This window comes from Desulfomicrobium norvegicum (assembly GCF_900114595.1).
GTDB classification, from domain to species: domain Bacteria; phylum Desulfobacterota; class Desulfovibrionia; order Desulfovibrionales; family Desulfomicrobiaceae; genus Desulfomicrobium; species Desulfomicrobium macestii.
Genome location: NZ_FOTO01000006.1, coordinates 36,192 through 56,369 on the forward strand (window position 1 = coordinate 36,192; position 20,178 = coordinate 56,369).

The 20,178-nt window shown below is 55.3% G+C and carries 14 protein-coding genes and 2 tRNA genes; 4 read left to right on the forward strand and 12 right to left on the reverse strand.

The features are described from left to right. Positions 1–275: 275 nt before the first annotated feature. The 4 genes from BMZ24_RS10350 to BMZ24_RS20150 form a co-directional block, all read right to left on the reverse strand. Positions 276–587 (reverse strand): DUF4351 domain-containing protein, encoded by a 312-nt coding sequence (locus BMZ24_RS10350; RefSeq protein ID WP_208599834.1) that lies wholly within the window; start codon positions 585–587, stop codon positions 276–278. A gap of 50 nt (positions 588–637) precedes the next feature. Beyond that, positions 638–1,663 carry an Rpn family recombination-promoting nuclease/putative transposase gene (locus BMZ24_RS10355; protein WP_092191979.1) on the reverse strand — a complete coding sequence of 342 codons (1,026 nt, stop codon included), beginning with the start codon at positions 1,661–1,663 and terminating at the stop codon, positions 638–640. 812 nt (positions 1,664–2,475) lie between these two features. Further along, complete coding sequence (locus BMZ24_RS10360) at positions 2,476–4,419, reverse strand: methyl-accepting chemotaxis protein (protein WP_092191981.1); 1,944 nt, start codon at positions 4,417–4,419, stop codon at positions 2,476–2,478. 732 nt (positions 4,420–5,151) lie between these two features. Beyond that, positions 5,152–5,466, reverse strand: coding sequence for an ATP-binding protein (locus BMZ24_RS20150; RefSeq protein ID WP_244150335.1), 315 nt, complete (start codon positions 5,464–5,466; stop codon positions 5,152–5,154). An 846-nt stretch (positions 5,467–6,312) separates the two neighbouring features. On the opposite strand from BMZ24_RS20150, the gene BMZ24_RS10370 reads away from it, so the two are divergent. The 4 genes from BMZ24_RS10370 (at position 6,313) to BMZ24_RS10385 (ending at position 9,943) form a co-directional block, all read left to right on the forward strand. Further along, positions 6,313–6,699, forward strand: a complete 387-nt coding sequence (locus BMZ24_RS10370) for a RidA family protein (RefSeq protein WP_092191983.1) — start codon at positions 6,313–6,315, stop codon at positions 6,697–6,699. 22 nt (positions 6,700–6,721) lie between these two features. Beyond that, entirely contained in the window at positions 6,722–7,717 is a 996-nt protein-coding gene (gene cuyA / locus BMZ24_RS10375; RefSeq protein WP_092191985.1) for a D-cysteate sulfo-lyase, read from the forward strand. A gap of 96 nt (positions 7,718–7,813) precedes the next feature. Next, the gene (gene cuyB, locus BMZ24_RS10380) at positions 7,814–8,575 is read left to right on the forward strand and encodes a cysteate racemase (protein ID WP_092191987.1); all 762 of its coding nucleotides are present in this window, start codon (positions 7,814–7,816) and stop codon (positions 8,573–8,575) included. A gap of 126 nt (positions 8,576–8,701) precedes the next feature. Then, entirely contained in the window at positions 8,702–9,943 is a 1,242-nt protein-coding gene (locus BMZ24_RS10385) for a dicarboxylate/amino acid:cation symporter (protein ID WP_208599835.1), read from the forward strand. Between the two features lie 128 nt (positions 9,944–10,071). On the opposite strand, the gene BMZ24_RS10390 is transcribed toward BMZ24_RS10385, so the two are convergent. From BMZ24_RS10390 to BMZ24_RS10425, 8 genes are all read right to left on the reverse strand, one after another. Next, complete coding sequence (locus BMZ24_RS10390; RefSeq protein ID WP_244150336.1) at positions 10,072–10,812, reverse strand: GntR family transcriptional regulator; 741 nt, start codon at positions 10,810–10,812, stop codon at positions 10,072–10,074. Between the two features lie 171 nt (positions 10,813–10,983). After that, positions 10,984–11,059: transfer RNA gene (locus BMZ24_RS10395), tRNA-Thr, on the reverse strand. Positions 11,060–11,155: 96 nt separating this feature from the next. Then, positions 11,156–11,935, reverse strand: coding sequence for a hypothetical protein (locus BMZ24_RS10400; RefSeq protein ID WP_092191991.1), 780 nt, complete (start codon positions 11,933–11,935; stop codon positions 11,156–11,158). A 168-nt stretch (positions 11,936–12,103) separates the two neighbouring features. Next, positions 12,104–12,189: transfer RNA gene (locus tag BMZ24_RS10405), tRNA-Tyr, on the reverse strand. 37 nt (positions 12,190–12,226) lie between these two features. After that, positions 12,227–13,822: a response regulator gene (locus BMZ24_RS10410; protein WP_092191993.1), complete on the reverse strand. Its 1,596-nt coding sequence runs from the start codon at positions 13,820–13,822 to the stop codon at positions 12,227–12,229. Positions 13,823–13,847: 25 nt separating this feature from the next. Beyond that, complete coding sequence (locus BMZ24_RS10415) at positions 13,848–15,377, reverse strand: response regulator (RefSeq protein ID WP_092191996.1); 1,530 nt, start codon at positions 15,375–15,377, stop codon at positions 13,848–13,850. Between the two features lie 23 nt (positions 15,378–15,400). After that, complete coding sequence (locus tag BMZ24_RS10420) at positions 15,401–16,969, reverse strand: DUF3369 domain-containing protein (RefSeq protein WP_092191998.1); 1,569 nt, start codon at positions 16,967–16,969, stop codon at positions 15,401–15,403. 295 nt (positions 16,970–17,264) lie between these two features. Continuing rightward, complete coding sequence (locus BMZ24_RS10425; RefSeq protein ID WP_092191999.1) at positions 17,265–20,174, reverse strand: insulinase family protein; 2,910 nt, start codon at positions 20,172–20,174, stop codon at positions 17,265–17,267. Positions 20,175–20,178 lie beyond the last annotated feature (4 nt).

Genomic DNA, 20,178 nt, shown 5'->3' on the forward strand with positions numbered 1-20,178 from the left:
CATGCCCAAGCCCTCCGCCAACAAAGACCTGCTGGGCTTTTGGAGGATGCTTCGCAACCGAATGAGATGAGCTTTTTGTCTGATTTTTCCGGAAACTGGAAAATTTTCCGATGAACATGCGGTGGCAGGAGAAAATCAGCGGAGTGGGCAGAACCAACCAAAACAGTGGATGGATGCGGAGGAGGCATTCACGCTGCGGTGCTTACGATCCAGGGATGATCAGCGTGCAAAATCCGAACACGCGCCCGCGAGACAACGCGATTGAGCCACTACGCTCAGGACGGATCTTCAGGAAAATCGCAGAAAACATCCTCGAAGGCCCGGGCATCAAGGATACGCTCGGCCCAGAGGTCGAGCTGTTCGGGAGAAGCCGTGCGCAAACGTTCCTGGACCCGAATATCCAGGACATCCTGTCCGAAACGCTTGGTCAGTTGACGCTGAAGAAGCAGCAATCGACCTTCCTGGCGACCTTCCTGGCGTCCTTCCTGGCGGCCTTCCTGTTTTCCCCTGTGAAGCAGGCGTTCGGCAAGCGTCATGATCGTACCCTTCTTGGTTGATGAAAGAAGCAGTTCTGCTGCATCATGCATAACGTTTTCCTCGACGCTATTGCCCTCAAGTTCCTTCGCACCCAACACATTCAGGCAGAATCTCCCGGGGAATCGCTGAAAACATCCTCGAAGGCCCGGGCATCAAGGATGCGCTCGGCCCAGAGGTCGAGCTGTTCGGGAGAAGCCGTGCGCAAACGTTCCTGGACCCGAATATCCAGGACATCCTGTCCGAAACGCTTGGTCAGTTGACGCTGAAGAAGCAGCAATCGACCTTCCTGGCGTCCTTCCTGGCGTCCTTCCTGGCGTCCTTCCTGGCGGCCTTCCTGGCGTCCTTCCTGTTTTCCCCTGTGAAGCAGGCGTTCGGCAAGCGTCATGATCGTACCCTTCTTGGTTGATGAAAGAAGCAGTTCTGCTGCATCATGCATAACGTTTTCCTCGATGTCCATGGTCTGGGTCAGATAGCGGAAGATGACCTGGACCCAGCGTAGGGATGGCTCATCGTCATCAAGCTCGCTCAAGACCCGGTAGATGTCGAGCAGATGCTCGATGGCCCTCGGATCGTTCTTGGCGCGGAAACAGGTCAGCATCAGACGCAAAATGATGGAGCCCTTGATGCGCTCCTCGGATCCCGGAGAGAAGTCATGGAAAGCCAGCGCAAAGTCCGGAACATACGCCTTGAAACCGGCGTCCGGCAGATCCACGAGTTCGCCCAGATGAACGGCCCGCTGCCTGGTTTTGCCGTGATAGACCACTATGGGGATGATAAGCGGCAGGATTCTGCGCGCTTTGCGCTGCTTGCGGGACAGTTCCCAAATTTCGAGCATGTAGCGCAGCACCTGCAGGGCCACGAAACGGTCGGGGGTGCTTTTGTGCTCGAACAGGAAATAGACATAGGCGGGCCTGTCACCGCTGAGCCGGACCTCGTAAAGCAGATCCGAATGATGCATGGTCTGGTCCGGGGCCACAAATGTGTCCTTGCAGATGGCCAGGGTTTCAAGGCGAACATGCCTGACGACGCCCTCCGACAAATACTGACGCATGAAATCCGCGGCGACTTCCTTGTGGCTCATGGTTTCGCGAAAGAGCGCGTCGTGGATGTTGTTGACCATTTGCATGGCGCGACCACTACGTCAGGAACGCCGAGAGAAACAACACCACCTTTTGCCGGAAACCTCGTACGGATCAGAAATGCAAGTCGTGGATCAAATGAGGGACAAAATCGCGGAGGCCACAAAAAAGAATAAAACAAGGGGATGCACTTGCATGCACCCCCTTGTTTCTTACTGGAGCCAGGAAAGAGAATTGAACTCTCGACCTACTGATTACGAAAATCCCGCAGAAGGCCACATAAACACTGAACCAAACCCAAGTAACCCTCTATAACTATCAAAATTTTCACAACATAGCATCACGCCTGACATAGGGAATCTTCTTCGCTAGTTAGCACATGTTAACCGTAGATTTGTGAGGCACATGTGAGTCACAAAGGTATTAGCGTGAACTTAATAGTTCAAACATGGAGACGCGTACATGTCGACAAGATTATTCCGATCTGAGCCGAAAACTCTCAGAAACACGCTAAAAAAACACACCAACGGCTGACCGTAAATTAAACAAGCTAATAATCTCAGACAAATACACATACAAACCCACGTAACTCGACTTAACTTAGTGTATTTAAGAGAGATTGCATTGCTTCAACGAAGCAATGCTTGACAGCGTAATCCCGATTAGTCTGACATCCCTCGGAATTCTGAATCCTTTCCATAGGATCATAGGGATTCTTTTAACCACAAAAACAAGTCCATTGGTTTCCAATAGGGTGCCGACGTTTTGGCTTCATAGAGGTGCTGATCAACAGCGTGGCAATCCTGCGTGATGCCGACCTGAAATGCCACCATCCGACTCACTGTCCGACATCAATTCCCTATATCCTGAATTTTTTGACCAGAGAACTGAGCGTTGCGGAAACCGCGGACAGTTTTGTGGAACTTCCCAAGACATCCCCGGCATTGGCAGATATTGTTCCTGCCATCGAACTCACATCGGTCACATCTTTTGCCACGTCTCGGACCACGGAATCCGCCTGAGTCACATTCTCATTGATTTCCTGAATACCCGAAGATGCCTGGGCCAGATTCTGGGTAATCTCCCGTGTGGTCACGGACTGTTCCTCAACTGCTGCTGCAATTGCAGTGACAATGGAATTCACATCATTGATCACATTGGTGATCTGCTGTATTTCGCTGACAGCTGTTCCCGTAGCACCTTGAATGGCTTGAATCTTGGCTCGGATATCCTCAGTTGCACGGGCCGTCTGTTGAGCCAATTCCTTGATTTCATTTGCCACGACAGCAAACCCCCGCCCTGCCTCTCCTGCGCGTGCAGCCTCGATTGTTGCATTCAAGGCCAGTAAATTGGTTTGGGATGAAATTGCCGTGATCGTCTCCGTGACTTTGTTTATTTCCCTGGCCGCTTCCCCAAGGTCATTGACTCTGTAAGAAGCATTCCCTGCGGACTCGACCGCCAGTCCTGTGATTTCACGGGCCTTCCCCGCGTTCATGGAGATCTCGCTTACCGTCGAACTCATCTCTTCCGTGCTGCTCGCCACGGTGCCTATGTTAATTGAAAATTCTTCCATGGCTGAAGCAACGGTATTCATGTTCGAACTCATCTGCTCGACAGCAGCAGCAACGGCGTGTGACTTTCCATCCATTGTGTCCGAAGTTTTATTCAAACTTCCGGCCAAAGAAAGCAGATCATCAGAAGAACTGTTCATCTGCATCGCATTAGTAGTAACTTCACGAATTATAGCATGCACTTGAGAGACAAATTTGTTGAATAATTCTGCAAGTTCTTGTGTCTCTGTTCCAGAAGTATCATTCAGACGTTTTGTCAAATCTCCATCACCTTCAGCTATGTCTTTTAACATGAAGATCATCGCATGCAGTGGGCGAGTAATTCCTCGGACAATAAACCATGATAAACAGATCATGGCTAAAGCGAGTACGGATGTCATAAGAAGGATCGCCAAACTGACGTTTCGTTTGGCACTTTCGATAACATTCAAAGGCTTGCCCACGAAAAACATTCCGGAAATTTTACCATTCGGGTCCTTGATTGGCCAATAAGCGGCTTGAAAGGAATTTCCAAGAATGACGTTGGTGGAAAAAAACGTTTCTCCCTTTGAAAGAACAGTATCAATAACCTTGGGGTTGTCCATCCTGGTGCCGACGACACGCTTGCCATCCTTTACAATCGTGGTGGTCAGACGGGTGTCCATTTCAAAGACGGTTGTTTCAAGTCCCGTAAATGATTTGATCACATCAACAAAGTCGAAATCTGAAAGTGAGATTCCCACAGTCACCACTCCGACAATTTTCCCGTCATGGGTTACGGGACATCCTGAACGAAGAGAAAATTTAACCACCGTACCAGGCTCGATGCCGACATTTGCCTCACCTGCCAACGCCTTGGCGACGTTGACTTGATTCATGACGCTATCTCCCTTTTTCTCGGAATGTGACCGAGCGATGACGACACCATTGTGGTCGGATACCGTAACAAAATGTGCACCTGTGTCTTTCATCGCCTGAACGATGAGCGACCGAAGAAGTGCACCATCATTTCTTTCAACAGCATCCATGACGGACGTGTTCGATGCGATGAGCGTGCCTGCTTGTAAAAACTTATCTTTCAAACCAGAAATATAGTTTTCAACAACACTTTTTGACGAAAATATGTTCTCCTGAGAGACTGTGTCAAAAGCAATATCCGTGTAGTACTTTGATGTGAAAAAAAGACCTATGCTTGTCGCAAGGACACAAAATATGGCGAGTATTGAAATCTTGGCAGCAATTTTTAGCTTCATAAATTCCTCAATGACAATCTTTCGTTAAAGTTAAAAAATGTTTCTTGAACTATAAAAATTTAATATTTATTAAAAATGTATCTATTTTTTTAAGAAATAATAATTTATCTAAAAAAATTTAATTTATTAAAAATATCATCAATAAATAATTCAAAAATTCAAAAAAAATCATAGTCGAAGATCTATAAATATTTTTTACATAAAATAAATTTTAATTTATTATACATTAAACTAAAAATACGATGATATAAATATCCTAGATTTACGTATAAACATGAAATTTCTTCAAAGTTTTAAAAATGTGAAAAACAGTACAAGAAAAATTGTACCTTGAGGCTTGTTTTGAATAATTCAGTCAGTCGTCATATATCATGTGAAATTATGAACAATCAAGCACCAATTATCACCAAATGTTGCTCGGACAGGAGTTTCGAAGATTTCTGGTCAAAAAAGCCGATTCCTCAAAACAATACAGCATATTAGCTTTTGATTTTTTGCAAGACCCCACGCGCCACTTCGTATCCGAATGCGGCCAGGATTTTGGATTGTTCCGGCGATGGCTCCTCGATCGTACGCAAGGCCTTTACCTTTTCTCCATTCCAACACCGGCATAGCAGTGACAACCGAAAATTGACCATCCGTGATCACCGAATTTTGACCACCCTGAGACGTGTTTGTTGCTCTGGACGCTCTGAGGGCGATCGTCCTGCTTCTGCCAACTGGTAGCCTTCTTTATATCCGCGTTGCCTTTTGATTCAGGCTCTGCTTCAGCCGATAGCTCTCCCAACTGCAATTGATGATGTGGGCTTTATGGGTCAGCCGATCCAGCAAAGCTGCGGTCATTGTGGGCTCGCCAAAGACCTGGGTCCAATCAGCAAGGTCCGTGATCAGGATATTCTTGCCGAACCTGTCGATATATCTGCCGATGCGGTAATTGTTCTTGCGGAATCCCTGGGTAACGCGCCCGTCTTTACGCTCAAAGCCCAGATCGTACAGGTCTTTGGATAGGTGCAGACCTTCGCAGATTTGTACGTAATGATCGCGCACCTTGCCTTGCTGGATTCATCCGCGAGCCTCATCCCTGACTTTGGCTAGCATCTCGTACAACGCGGCCTGGAGCTTTTGTCGTTTGCCCTTGAATGCGTATCTCTGCTTGGTTGCCGTGAGCGTCCGTAACAACAGACACTTCTCAATGTGGTCAGAATTTACGGATCACAGATGGTCAATTTTCGATTTTCACTACTGCACGCCCCGGAAACTGCTCAAACAGAACCTTCGCCGAGCGTCGATATGGCTTATGCTGACGGGCATCGTGCTTCAGTTGTTGGACAATCCACTCCCTAATCCCGTCCATCCGCGCATGGGTTGAACCGTGCGATGGTATCCAAACCTTGTCGCCTCGGATCTGAGGACCTTGCGAACAGTGTTCCGGCTCAGATTGAAGTCCCTGACTATCTGCCCAATCGCCTTGCGTCTCGACCATGGGCCAGTTTGATCTTGTGTATCGCCTCCACCATCAGCATCTCCTCGTTCCCCTCAGTCGTTTAGTCGGAAGATCTTGAAGGGCATACCCGGGTGGGTCAATTTTCGATGCCGATCACCGTGGTAGGTGGAACATTGTTCCAGCCCGATTCATGACAAAAATGAATGAGTCCGTGAAAAACCAAATCCTTACCCAATCGGCAACGGCGGTGCCGAATCTGTGGATCATTACGTCACCAAGAAAGGCAACATTCGAATGTCGACATTTAGATTGACACAAATATCCCAATCTGGTTATTCGGGATCGCATATTCGTAATGTCGACACGAAGTTCATCGACAAGGAGAAGTGGGCTCAATAGCATTGTCGACATTTGTCATTAATAAAAACGACAAACACGGAGGTTGGCTCATGGCTAATAAACAGAGTGTTTCAACGACAAAAGCTCCTGGAGCGATCGGGCCGTATTCCCAGGCGATCATCACCGGGAACCTGCTTTTCGCTTCAGGTCAGTTGCCCATCAACCCGGAAACCGGAAAAATACCTGAAGGCCCCATCGGAAACCGCGCTCGTCAGGTTTTTGAGAACCTGCGCGCCATTGTCGAAGAAGCTGGCGGGAACTTGAACGATGTCGTCAAGACGACAGTTTTTATGACCAACTTACAGGATTTCAAGGAAATGAACGAAGTTTACGCAACGTATTTTTCCGACCCATTTCCAGCTCGCAGCGCAGTGCAGGTGGCGGCCTTGCCTTTGGGAGCAGATATAGAAATGGAAGCAATCATTTCTCTCAAATAATTTCACTACACGGAGTTTCGATATGAATTTGGCAAAGTTTTCTCGTCGCGGATACGTTACGACACCAACCCCCATCGAAGCCCTTCCTTCCTTTTCCAAGGCACTGGGCGGCAAGGTCAATATCTTTATCAAGCGTGACGATCTCCTGCCCGGCTGTGCTGGCGGCAACAAAACCCGCAAACTGGATTTCTGCATTGCGGACGCCCTCGACAACGGCGCAGACACCATCATCACCTGCGGCGCGGTTCAGTCCAACCATTGCCGGCTGACTCTGTCCTGGGCGGTCAAGGAAGGTCTGGATTGCCATCTGGTGCTCGAAGAACGCGTCAAGGGCTCTTACAGCCCCGAAGCTTCCGGCAACAACTTTCTGTTCCACCTGATGGGCGTCAAGAGCATCACCGTGGTGCCCGGCGGATCCAACATGATGGATGAAATGCAAAAAGTGGCCAGTGGCTTGAAAGCCGAGGGCAAAACCCCCTACATCATCCCCGGCGGCGCATCCAACACCATCGGTGCAACCGGCTATGTCGCCTGCGCCCAAGAGACCCTGCAGCAGCTCTTCGACATGGGTCTCAAGATCGATCACATGGTTGTTCCCAGCGGTTCCGCCGGAACACATGCGGGCATCGTCGTCGGCATGCAAGGCAACAACGCTGGCATTCCCGTTTCCGGAATCAATGTGAGCCGCACCAAGGCCGATCAGGAGGCTCTGGTGTACAAGTTGGTCGAAGCTACAGCCGAGCGCGTCGGCGTGGCCACGCCCATCGCCAAGGAAACGGTGGAATGCTTCGATGGCTATGTCGGCCCCGGCTACTCCCTGCCGACCGACTCCATGGTTGAAGCAGTCAAGCTTTTGGCTTCCACCGAGGCGATCCTTCTCGATCCTGTCTATTCAGGCAAAGCCATGGCCGGCATGATCGCCCTGGTCCGCAAGGGCCATTTTGCCGAAGGCTCCAACGTCCTTTTTCTGCACACCGGCGGATCACCCGCCCTCTACGCTTACCAGAACATTTTCTAATACTCTTTCTTCCGGAGGGTGGCTTGCTGGCCGCCCCCTGGAGGAAAATTTTTTCGGAACACTTGTGAAATAGTGAACTAAAAAAAAGGAAAAATGATGAACTTCGCCGCAACGCCTGCCGAGTCCTCACAGGCATGTGACCCAGAATCTTCACAAACCAACCGCGAAAAAATAGTCGGGATCATTGGCGGCATGGGGCCGGAGGCCACCGTCGACCTGATGAACCGAGTCATCAAGGCAACTTCGGCAAAGGACGACATAGACCATGTCCGAATGCTGGTGGACAACAACCCCAAGGTGCCGTCCCGGATCAGGGCCCTGATCGAAAAAAACGGGGAGAGTCCGCTCGACTGCCTGCAGGACATGGCCCGTCGCCTGGAGAGTTGGGGGGTCGATTTTCTGGCCATCCCCTGCAACACGGCACACTTTTACCATCATGGCGTTCAGCAGGCAGTTAACATCCCGCTGCTCGACATGATCGGACTGTCTGTAAACTTCATCACCTCTCAAATACCGGATCTGAAAACCGTGGGCCTGCTGGCTTCCAGCGCGGTTTTTGACCTGGGACTCTACAACAAGCGGTTCGCCGATGCAGGCGTCAATCTCATGGTCATGGATCCGGACGACCAGAACAAAGTCATGGCCGCCATCCGCAAGATAAAAACCAGCAATTATGGCCCCGAAGTGGTCCAGATGATCCAGGAAGTCGCCGACAGCCTCGCGCGTCAGGGGGCCCAAGCGCTTCTGGTGGCTTGTACGGAACTGTCTATCATTGGAGGTCACGTCACGCCCGCAGTACATATGTTCGATGCTTCTCAGATATTGGCCGAAGCAATTGTCAAGGAAGCAAAAAGCTGAGTCGCAGTTCAGTCAGCGTAATGTTTGGCTTGCCAGGAAATCGGAGAGCATCGACCACGATCGATGCATGACCCGAAAAGCGCAGCAAGTTAGTCCTGAATAAAACTACAGCCAAAGGGAGAGATCATGAGCGAAGTGAAAAAGAAGTTGGGACTGCCCGCCAAAATGGGCATCGGTTTTGGTCTGGGTATTCTACTCGGGTTGATTCTTCAGGCGACCGGTTGGGATCCTGCCACCGTAAAACCATTTGGCGACGTCTTCATCCGGCTTATCCGCATGATTGTCGTGCCCCTTGTCTTTGTATCCCTGGTCAGCGGGGCTGCGAGTATGGGCAATCTGGGAAAACTGGGACGCATTTCCGTCAAAACACTTGCGTATTACCTCATTTCGACCGGCATCGCCGTATTTATCGGGTTGATGATCGCCAACATTTTTCAGCCTGGAGCTGGACTGAATCTGGCAACTGAAGGTCTGAAGGCAAAAGAGGTTACACCTCCCGGAGTAATCAACACCCTGTTGAACATCATTCCGCTTAATCCTTTCGAGGCTCTTGCAAGCGCAAACCTCCTGCAGACTATCTTTTTTGCGATATTCTTCGGATTCTCATTGTCTGCCTTGGGTGAGAAAGCCGCCCCGCTGACAAAGATTTTCGATGCGGCAAATGCCGTCATGATCAAAATAACGGCCGCCGTCATGCAGTATGCTCCTTACGGCGTTTGCGCACTTATCGCCTACACCGTCGGATCGAGCGGCGTGCATGTGCTGCTCCCGCTGATCAAGCTCATTGTGCTGATGTACGTTGCTGCCGTCATTCAGATCTGTGTTGTCTACCTCCCGCTGATCAGAGGCGTTGCCGGGATTAATCTCAAGACATATCTTCGTGTCATGGCCCAGCCCTTGCTCATCGCCTTTTCGACCTGTTCCAGTGCCGCAGCCCTTCCGGCGAACCTCACCGCAACAGAAAAAATCGGCGTCCCCCGGGAAATTTCCAGCTTCACCATTCCGCTCGGGACCACGATCAACATGGACGGCGCGGCCCTGTACCTCGGTCTGGCCGCAATGTTTGTCGCGCAGGTTTATGGAATAGAACTGAGTCTTTCTTCCCAGGCCAGCATTCTCCTCATGGCCATTCTGGCTTCCATCGGCTCGGTCGGCGTGCCTTCTTCGGCCCTGGTTGTCATGACCATGGTCTTCACTCAGGTTGATCTGCCCATGGAAGGGATCGCCTTGGTCGCCGGTGTTGACCGCATCCTGGACATGGCCCGCACCACCTTGAACGTCATGGGTGACTCCACTGCCGCGCTGGTTGTTGCCAAGTCCGAAGGCGAACTGGGGGAACCGGAATTAGAGGCTGAAATCGTCTCGTAAGAGTCGAGGCTTAAAGGTTGAAAACGCGGTAAAAAATCCTCAAAGTAAATCAGTTGTGCTGCCAATATCAAGAAATGCCCAGAAACATGACATGTTTCTGGGCATTTCTTGTGCTGTGCTACGGAATTTCAGGCGACTTTATTCATGCTCAAAACATCGCTTCCAAATTGCTTCATGCGCTCCCCAGCCTCTTTGTAGTGCTTGCGGATACCATTTTCAACGGCAACAGGATTCTTTGTACGCAACACGTCGAGCAATACTTGATGTCGTTCAAAATTTTCTTTTGTGGTGAATTGCTTGCGCCAATGTTTGAAAAAAAGAAATTTGGATATGCCTCGGCATGATCGATGCGATAGCTCTACAAGCAAGCTGTTGTCTGTCTTGGAAAGAAGAATATCGTGAAAGGAATTGTCCAGCGGAGCAAGCTTATCCCTGTTCTCTCCGTTCTCCGCCAACTGCTTCATCTGATTTATGATGTTCTGCAATTTGTTGAAATCGTTTTCTGTAAACTGGTCTATGGTCGATGCGACTGCCGCGCCTTCGAGTACGCCCCCGGCAAAGTAGCTGTCCTGAATTTCTTTCGCGGTTAAAGAGGTTATGAATTTGCCGCGCTGAGGAATCGAAACGATCAATCCTTCCTGCACAAGCATCTGCAAGGCTTCGCGAATCGGCGCCCGGCTGATGGAAAGACGTGCTGCAAGATGCGCTTCGTTAACCTTGTCTCCGGGACCAAGTTCTCCTTGGAGAATGGCATCTTTGATATGCTCTATAATCTGAGCGCTATACGTTTTTATGCTATTCATAAAATCCTTTGCCATCGCTTTGAAAAATAATGATGACAAGCCGCCATATTCCGAAACAATGGGCAACCTGTCCGGACGGCCAAAGCCAGGCCCGAAAAAACAAACACAGCTCAGCGCCAACCGATAGCAACAATGTCGACATTAAAAATTGAGTAATGATCATTGGGAACCGGTGTCAAGCCTTTTCAAAAGACCAAAAAAGGGACTAGCCTGTTACAGCTAACCCCTTATTCTTACTGGAGCCAGGAAAGAGAATTGAACTCTCGACCTACTGATTACGAATCAGTTGCTCTACCAACTGAGCTATCCTGGCCAAAACAGCGAAGTCGTAGCTATCCAAGGCATGCGCGAGCGTCAAGGGAAAAGTGACGAAAGCCGGGTAGCAACTTCAGAAAACATCAACGTGCCTTCAATCGATCTGCATCACCACCGGCACGACCAGCACCGTTCCCGCTCGCTGAAACTCTCCCCAACCCTTGTAAATACCGGGGCCGGGGAAACGGGCTTCGAAGGCGACCGCGTTTTCCCTGTCCCCGGAGACGGGTTCGGCCTGGACATATTGGCGGCCGTCCGCGCTCAAGGCAATGAAATGGCCCTTGGCCCCAAGGAACGGCTCCAGATCGGTGACCGGCTCTTCATTCAGGTCCATCAGGACGAAGCTGATCCTGTGCGTGACCAGCCCCGCTTCAACGCCGACATTCGCCAGCATCTCGGAAGTCTGCACCATGCCCGGCACATACGGATCCAGCGGCGGCGCGGCGGAGCCCGTGCCTTCGACGTGCAGTTCGGCCATGAGGGTCACGCCGCTGCCGTCCCTTGGCGTGAACTCGACATGGAAAAAATAGGTTCCACCCTCCGGAAAGGTCATCCCGGTGACCATGGTTCCCTGCGGCCCGGGTTCCGGAAAAGTGTGGGTAAACTTGTCGAGGCCCTCCCGGACGATGGTCAGGTGCACTTTCTTCCCGCGCACGATCTCAAAATCGGTCACGGGTGCGCCGTAGGCGTCGGCCAGTTGCAGGGTGACTTCAACCTGCTGGCCTGCCTCGACCACTTCCGGGGCGGCGGTGAGAGTCAGATGAAACGCGCCGGTGTCGAAGCCCTGGGAGGAGTACCCCGTCGCGGCAGGAAGATGCGTGGACCAGCCGCAGGCCAGAATGAGCAAAAGCCAGAAAACATATGTGTGACGCATGAAAACCTCCGGGATGAAAGCTTGTTCACCGCCCTTTCTTAAACAGCTGCACGGTTTTCGCAAGAAAAATCGCCTCGGCGGAGCAAGGCTGTGCAATCTCCCTGGAAACTCTGTCTCCGGAGGGCAGGGCAAAAAAAAACCCACCATAAGGTGGGTTGGTTCGGCGTCTGGTGGAGGGGGGAGGATTTGAACCTCCGAAGTCGTACGACGACAGATTTACAGTCTGTTCCCTTTGGCCACTCGGGAACCCCTCCGGACAGAGGCGGTTGATAGATGACCCGCAGGCGGCGGTCAAGGTTTTTTTTCACGATGGGGCATTTTAATATCCTGACTCTGCTGAATAATATCCTCCCGCAGGGCCAGAAACTCGTCCTTGTGCGCAAGCAGCGTGTCGATCAGGGCCGGGTCGAACATGCGCCCGCGCTGATCGTGCAGGTACGCCAGGGCGTCGGCCACGGTCCAGGCGCCTTTATAGACGCGCTCGCTGAGCAGGCTGTCCAGGACATCGACCACCCGTGCGATGCGGCTGAAGATGTGGATGTCCTCCCCCGCTAGGCCCTTTGGATAGCCGCTGCCGTCCCAGGCCTCCTGGTGTTCGAGAGCGATGCGCGCCGCTGTCTGCATGATGTGGTTGCCCGATCGGTTCAGGATGTCGAAACCCAGACGAGGGTGCTGCTCGATGATCCCGCGTTCGACCTCGTCCAGAGGTCCGGCCTTGAGGAGCACGCTGTCGGGGATGGCCACCTTGCCCACGTCATGCATGGGCATGGCCAGACGCAACAGCTCGCAGTCATCCGCGGGCAGCCCCGCATGATGCCCCAGCAGCCAGGCCATCTCAGCCACCCGGTGCACGTGCATGCCACCGGCCAGGGCCCGGTTTTCCACGACCTCGCCGAGAGTGAAAATGACCTCCCGGTGGGTCTGCGCGATCTCCTGGTTCAATTGCAGGTTCTCGAAAGCCACGGTCACGTTGGCCGCGAATATCTGAACCAGATCCTGTTCCAGGGGCGTAAGTTCACGCAGCACGCGCAGGAAAAGCACATGACGCGCTCCGCTGGTCATGCCGAAACAGCCCGCGTAGCTGGTCTGGCTGAAAAAGCACTGGTCCGTGCTTGCGGCCCGGCGGATCAGGTCCATTTCCTGCGCATCGAGCACTTCGCTCGCCAAACGGGACTCAAGGCTGGAAAAATCTCCGGTGCCCGCGATGATGACAAAATCATCGAGCCTGTCACGGGCCGCAAATCCCGAGGCATCGCCCAGATACATGGAGCTGTCCTCCAGATGCAGGAGCGAGGTCATCTGGGTCAGCACCCCGCGCGCGAAAAGCTCCAGGCTGTCGGCCTGGAACAGGTCGACCGACGCGGCGATGATGTCTTCGAGTCCCTGACGGCTGGAGTCGATGGCCCGCAGATCGCGGTAGGAACGAATGCCCGTGGTCACGGCGGTAAAGAGCTTCTGGGCCGTGAGTTCGGATTTGCTCTTGTAGTCGTTGATGTCGTAGTTGATGATGACCTGGCGTTCCGGAGCCTGGCCAGGCTGGCCCGTGCGCAGGATGATGCGCACCAGCGCATTGCCCAGTTCCTCGCGCACCTGCCGGGCCAGATCGAGACCCGCATGAGGCGTCTCCATGACCACGTCGAGAAGCATGACCGCGATATCGGGGTTTTCGATCAGGGCCTGCCTGCCTTCATCCGCACTGAACGCGCTCAGGAATTCGAGTCGTGCGCCCTCGAACTCGAATCCCTCCAGGACCATACGCGTGATACTGTGCACATCCTCTTCGTCATCCACGATCAGAAGTTTCCAGGCCTTGCGTTCCCGTGGGGACGCGCCCATGTCGTCCTCGGCGGCAAACACGATGTCGTCGCGCAGCTCGTGATCGGTCATGAAACCCTTCCCCCCATGAAAACGTCTAGTCCGGATACGCGACCCGGATGGCCAGTATCTCGTCCAGATTCTCCAGAAAAATGTCCACCAGAAACGGATCGAACTGCCTGCCCCTCTTCTCCCTAAGATAGTCCAGCACCTCGTTCAGTGGCCACGCCCTCTTGTAGACCCGATCGCAGGAGAGCGCGTCAAAAACATCGGCCAGGGCCGTGATGCGCCCGAAAATATGCGTCTCGTCCTCGACCAGCCCATGGGGGTATCCGCCGCCGTCCCAGTGCTCGTGGTGCTGCAGGGCAATGGTGGCGGCGGTGCGCATGATGCGGCGCGGCGAGCCCTTCAGGATGGAATGACCGATGACCGTGTGCGTCTTGATGATTGAGAACTCATCGTCGGTGAGCTTCCCGGGCTTGAAGAGGATGGAGTCGGGGATGCCGATCTTGCCCACGTCATGCATGGGCGAGGCCATGCGCAGAAGACGCGCCCGCTCGTCCGAGAGTCCGGCCTTGACCGCCAGCACGTAGGAATATTCGGCCACGCGTTTGACGTGATGGGCCGTTTCCTTGGAGCGGGTCTCGACCACCTCGCCGAGGGTGAGCACGACCTCGCGCTGCGTGGCCACGATCTCCTCGGTCAGAAAGAGGTTGCTGAGAGCCACGGCGATGTTCCCGCCCAGAATGTGCAAAAGGCCCTGCTCGGTTTCGCTCAAGGGGCGACCGAAAAAGACGTAGAAAAAAAAGTCCTGGTCAGTGTGCGAATTGAAAAATCTGGCCGCGAACTCTTGGTCGAGCACCAGCACCCGCCCTTCCCTGCTCGCGCGCTCGAACAGCTCCCGCAGGCGCCCGACAGGGACGTTGTCGGGACCGGAAGCGAGCCCGCGCGACTCCAGAATCTCGAACCCCCCGTCGGTGCCCAGCGCCACCAGGCCGTTCTCACGGCAGCACGGCCCGGCGCAACGGCCGGTGCGCAGGATGTGCTCCAGGGCCAGGACGAAGAAGTCCTGCACCGAACCGGCCGAGAACAGGGCTGCGGAGGCGCAGATGACCTCCTGCAAGCCGAGACGGCCAAGCTCGATGGTTCGCAGGTCGCGGTAGGAGCGGATGGCTGCGGTGATGGCCGTGAACAGGCGCTGTTCGCTCAGCTCCGCCTTGTGCTTGTAATCGTTGATGTCGTATTCGGTGATGACCTTGCGCTCGGGGGCCTGCCCCGGCTGGCCCGTGCGCAGGATGATGCGCACGAAGGAGTTGTTGGCCTCCTTGCGCACGTGCCTGGCGAACTCAAGCCCTGCGTTTTCCGTCTCCATGACAACGTCGAGCAGAATCACGGCCGTATCCGGATGCTCGCGCAGGAGCGCCCGCGCCTCGGCGCCGGAATAGGCGTGCAGATAACGCACGGGAGTGTTCTGGTAATGGTAGTCGCCCAGGGTCAGCTCCGTGACCTTGTGCACGAAGTCGTCGTCATCCACGATCATGACCTTCCACAGCCCTTCGCTCTCGGACTTCAGGGGAGGAGTTTCGTCTGCAAAGTGAACTTCTTCCATCGCATGCTCGCTTTTCATGAAAAGGGCTCCGGTTGGAGGAATCAATCGGGAAAATCCTGGCGGATGGCGACAAAGGCGTCGAACTGCCGCATCATCGTATCGACCATGTGCGGGTCGAACATTTCCCCGCGTTCCGCGAGGATGAAGCCACGCACCTGGTCGAGGGGCCAGGGTTCCTTGTAGACCCTGCGCGAGAGCAGGGAGTCGAAGACATCGACCAGGCAGACGATGCGCCCGTACGGGTGGATATCCTGTCCGGCAAGGCCCAGAGGATAGCCCGAACCGTTCCAGCGCTCATGATGCTCATGGGCAATGACCGCTGCGGCCTGCATGATCGGCCGACTGGAACCCTTCAAAATCTGATGGCCGAGCAGGGTGTGGGTCTTCATGATCTCGAATTCCTCCGTGGTCAGCTTGCCGGGCTTGAGCAGGATGGAATCGGGGATGCCGATCTTGCCCACATCATGCATGGGCGAGGCCAGACGCACAAGGTCCACCTCCTGGGAGTCGAAACCAAGCTCCGAGGCCAGCAGCCGGCAGCATTCCGAAACCCGGCGCACATGCCCCGCCGTCTCCTTGGAGCGCGACTCCACGCATTCGCCAAGGGTCAGGATAATCTCCTTCTGGCTATGCAGCAGCTCCGTGTTCAGCAGCATGTTGTCCAGCGCGATGGCCACATTCCCGGAGAAAACCTCCACCAGCCTGCGCTCGAAGGCATTGAGGGATCTGTCCAGACGAAAATAGAGCAGATTCTCGGACCCGCGCCGGGAACGAAAATACTGGACGAAGGAGTCCTCGCCGAAGACGCCCCCCCTTTGCCGCAAGGCCTGCTGCAAAACGAGGGTCACGTTGTCGTCCAGTACGCAGGCATTCTCTTCCTGACCGCAGTGGCCGAACTCTCCCGTCCCCGCGAGAACCGAAATATCCCCATCCCGAACCGTGGCCGCGAATCCGGAAGGGGAATGCAGAAAAAGGCAGTCCTCGTTGACCCGCAGCAGGGAACTCATCTGATCGAGGACGCCCTGGGCAAAGAGCGCCATGTTGCGCCGCTCGAAGAGTCCCCTGGTGGAGGCTATGATCAGATCGAGGCCCTGGCGGCTCTTCTCGATGACGTTCAGGTCCCGATACGAACGGATGGCCGTGGTCACGGTGGAAAAGAGCTTCTGGGCGGTCAGCTCCGTCTTGTGCTTGTAGTCGTTGATGTCGTAGCGGGTGATGACCTCGCGCTCCGGGGCCTGACCGGGCTGGCCCGTGCGCAGGATGATGCGCACGGCGCGATTGCCGAGCTCCGAACGGATGAATTCGACAAGTTCCAGTCCCGCCTGGCCCGTCTCCATGACCACATCAAGGAGGATGACGGCGACATCGTCGTTCCCGCGCAGGAGCTCCCGGGCCTGCGCTGCGGAGTAGGCGCTCAGAAAGGTCAGCCCCTTGCCGGAAAAGGTCAGGCCCTCAAGCACCATCCTGGTGATGACGTGCACCTCCTCCTCGTCGTCGACGATAAGCAGCTTCCAGCCGGGCACCACCCGGGACCGGGACGGCTCCTGCTCGTCGGCAAAAAACAATTCATCCGAAAGGAATGAGGAACCGACTTTTCTCATGTCATCCATCAAGGTTCTCCACGTTCTTGAAGTCCGTACCACAGACTACTCGCCGTTGAGGCTGCATTACACGTTCATGCCACGGGCGCCGCAATTTATCAAAACCTTTTTAAAATCAAGGCACATGCCGCATAAAGCGCGCGCCAAGCCAGTCGTCACCTCGGCACAGGAGTTTCAAAATTCCATCAGCCCGGACATGCATGGACCGCGCCGGAGAATCCAAGGCCATGCGCCGCATGAAAAAAGGCCGCGCGCCGCGGATATGCAGCGCGCGGCCTTGCGATGCGCAGCCAAACAAATCCGGCTAAAGCAGACGAATTCTGCGCGTGAACTCAAGGCCCTGGGAAGTGGCCCTGGTCAGGGAGTCCTCGCCTCCGAGCACGCAGACCAGCCCCGTGGGCGCGACCTCGCGCAGCAGCGCCCCGAATTCCCGGAAATGGCGCTCGTCCGTGGCCAGGACCTCGTCCCGGATGCGCTGGCGGGTCTCGGTGGTCACCCCGGCCAGGTGTTGGCTCAGGGCCGTGAAACCCTTGGAGTCGGGGAGCTGATACGGATCGAGATCGCCGGAAGTACCGATGATGGCCTTCAAGAGCTCGCCCCGGTCCAGGCTGACCGTCTCCAGGAATTTTCCGCAGCCGTCGAAAGCGGCCAGGGTGGAGGTGACGTTCGGGTCGCGATAGGAGCCGAAGCTCATCAGACCCGAAAGGCGTCCGTAATTACAAAAACCGCCATATGCTCCGCCCAGGACCCGGACCTGCTCCCACAGCCAGGTCGTGCGCAGGTACTTGACCGCCACCAGGCTTGATCCGTGAAAGGAGTAGCCGGCTTTGTGCAGGTCGCAGATCTTGCCGACATAATTGACCTGAGCCGGGATGACGAGCCCCTCGTGCCCGTCCTCGCCAAGTCCAGGCCAGACCGCGCGCACCGGGGCGCCGCCCGGCAGGCTCGCCACGAATTCCCGAAAGCGCTCGCCATGGGCGGCGAGCATGCCCTCGTCCATGGTCAGGTTCAGCACCGCGCCGTTCCTGTTCACCAGCGCCCGGCGCAGCTCCTCCAGATCGGACAGCACGCCGTCGAAATCACTGTCCATCCTGTCAGCCAGTTCACGCAGGAAGAAGAGATTCTCAAGGCCGCCCATGCGCTCCTGCAGGCTGTCCGCCAGGTTGAGGCGCGAGCGCAGGCGAAGGCCCACGAAATGATGGCCGGAGGGCACCAGGGCGTGCTCAAGGCCCGCCTTCTCCTCCAGCACCATCTGACGGAAGCGCTCACGGTCGTCGAAACGGGCCAGGGTCAGGGCGTCATGCACGATGTCGATCATGTCGCCGACCCGCTCGCCCACGGCCTTGGCCCGCACCACCAGCCGGGCCACGGGGCCGGGGCCGTCCTCGCGCTGGGACAGGAGGCTCCTGGCGTAGACCCCGCCGGTCTTGCTGTTAATCCGCTTGGAGAAGGACACGTAGTCCTCCTTCATGGTGCCCATCTCGGTCAGGGCGCGGCCGAAGAGCGGGACCAGGGGAATGAGGCGGTCGGGCACCGCGCCAAGGTCCAGGGCCAGATCCATGTAGCAGATATTGTTGGTCGGCAGGTCGTGCAGGAGCGCCGTTGCCTCATCCCAGTCACGCACCTCGGTGGGCACGACCCGCACCTTGGGGTCGATGTCTTCCCGGGTGAGACTGGGCAGCAGGGCCAGGGCCTCGGGCGAATCCGGGGCCTCCTGCATGCGCCGCAGCTGCTCGGTGCGCCGCACCAGCTCGTCGTCGGCCAGGGCCGCCTGATCGGCGCGCAGCTTGGCTATCAGCTCCTGCTCCTCCCGCTCAATCCGCGCCGCGTGTCCTTCCTCGGGTTCGAGGATGACCACGCTGGCGTGGGGATTGCCCAGGATGTGGCGCTCGATGAGATCCTCGAAGACCCTCTCGCCCCGGGCCAGCCGTTCTTTCAGGGCCGCCATGGGCGCCTCGAAGGCCACCAGCTCCAGCGGATCGAGGTCATACAGCCAGGACCCCAGCGAGCGCAGCATGACGATGAGGCCGCGCGGATAGGAGCCGGTGTTGTTCTCGCGCAGATCGAACTCGGCGGAATTGACTCCGGCCTCGATCAGATCGGCCTCGAACCCCTGAGCCACTATATCTTCGAGGGTCTTGACTATGAGCTCGCGTACCGCCTGGAAATTTTCCGGCAGCACACCCTTCATGCCCACGGAATAGTACATCTGGGCCATCTCGTGCTCGACGCCCGCCCCGGTCAGGTCCTCGCCCAGGCCCGACTCGATGAGCGCCTTGCGCAGTGGGGAAGCGTTCATCCCGGTCAAAAGGCCGTCCAGAATCTTGCAGGCCAGCACGGTCCCGGCGTCTTCCTTGCCGGGCAGCAGCCAATTCATGGTCAGCATGCCCAGCGCGTCTTCATCCTCGCCCATGGCCTCGAAACCGAGCCGCACTTCACGCGGGGCGTCGAAGGGCTTCTGCCGCGCAATGGACGAATTCACATCCAGGGCGGAGAACTGATCCAGATACTCGCTCAAAAGTTCGAGCCGGGCGTCCGGGTCGTCGTCGCCGTAAAAAAAGATCCATGCGTTGGAGGGATGATAGAGCGTGCGATGGAACTCAAGGAACCCTTCGTAGGTCAGATCCGTGATAGCGCGGGGGTTGCCGCCGGAGTCCAGGCCGTAGGTCGTGTCCGGAAAGAGGGATTGCTGGGAATGCTCGGCGAGCTGCGAATCCGGCGAAGAGTACACGCCCTTCATTTCATTGTAGACCACGCCCTTGATGGACAGCTCCCCGCCCTTTTCCGGCAGGTCCAGATGCCAGCCCTCCTGCTCGAAGATCTCGGGGGTGATGCGCGGAAAGAAGACCGCGTCCAGGTACACGTCCACCAGATTGTAGAAATCCTTCAGGTTCTGGCTGGCCACGGGATAGCAGGTCTTGTCCGGGTAGGTCATGGCGTTCAGGAAGGTCTGCAAAGAACCCTTCAGGAGATCCACGAAGGGCTCCTTGACCGGATATTTGCGCGACCCGCACAGCACCGAATGCTCCAGGATGTGCGCCACTCCCGTCGAATCCGACGGCGGAGTGCGAAAGCTGATGCCGAAGACCTTGTTTTCGTCGTCGTTGACCACGGACAGGATGCGCGCTCCTGTCTTGTCGTGCACGAAGATATCGGCCCGGGATGAAATTTCCTGAACATAAGTGGTTGAAACGCGAGTGAATCCGGTGGTCATGGGC

Excerpts from the sequence above, each read along its gene's own strand:
- BMZ24_RS10350 (WP_208599834.1), bottom strand. The coding sequence starts at position 587 with ATGCATGATGCAGCAGAACTGCTTCTTTCATCAACCAAGAAGGGTACG.
- BMZ24_RS10355 (WP_092191979.1), bottom strand. The coding sequence starts at position 1,663 with ATGCAAATGGTCAACAACATCCACGACGCGCTCTTTCGCGAAACCATG.
- BMZ24_RS10360 (WP_092191981.1), bottom strand. The coding sequence starts at position 4,419 with ATGAAGCTAAAAATTGCTGCCAAGATTTCAATACTCGCCATATTTTGT.
- BMZ24_RS10370 (WP_092191983.1), top strand. The coding sequence starts at position 6,313 with ATGGCTAATAAACAGAGTGTTTCAACGACAAAAGCTCCTGGAGCGATC.
- cuyA (WP_092191985.1), top strand. The coding sequence starts at position 6,722 with ATGAATTTGGCAAAGTTTTCTCGTCGCGGATACGTTACGACACCAACC.
- cuyB (WP_092191987.1), top strand. The coding sequence starts at position 7,814 with ATGAACTTCGCCGCAACGCCTGCCGAGTCCTCACAGGCATGTGACCCA.
- BMZ24_RS10385 (WP_208599835.1), top strand. The coding sequence starts at position 8,702 with ATGAGCGAAGTGAAAAAGAAGTTGGGACTGCCCGCCAAAATGGGCATC.
- BMZ24_RS10400 (WP_092191991.1), bottom strand. The coding sequence starts at position 11,935 with ATGCGTCACACATATGTTTTCTGGCTTTTGCTCATTCTGGCCTGCGGC.
- BMZ24_RS10410 (WP_092191993.1), bottom strand. The coding sequence starts at position 13,822 with ATGACCGATCACGAGCTGCGCGACGACATCGTGTTTGCCGCCGAGGAC.
- BMZ24_RS10415 (WP_092191996.1), bottom strand. The coding sequence starts at position 15,377 with ATGAAAAGCGAGCATGCGATGGAAGAAGTTCACTTTGCAGACGAAACT.
- BMZ24_RS10420 (WP_092191998.1), bottom strand. The coding sequence starts at position 16,969 with ATGGATGACATGAGAAAAGTCGGTTCCTCATTCCTTTCGGATGAATTG.
- BMZ24_RS10425 (WP_092191999.1), bottom strand. The coding sequence starts at position 20,174 with ATGACCACCGGATTCACTCGCGTTTCAACCACTTATGTTCAGGAAATT.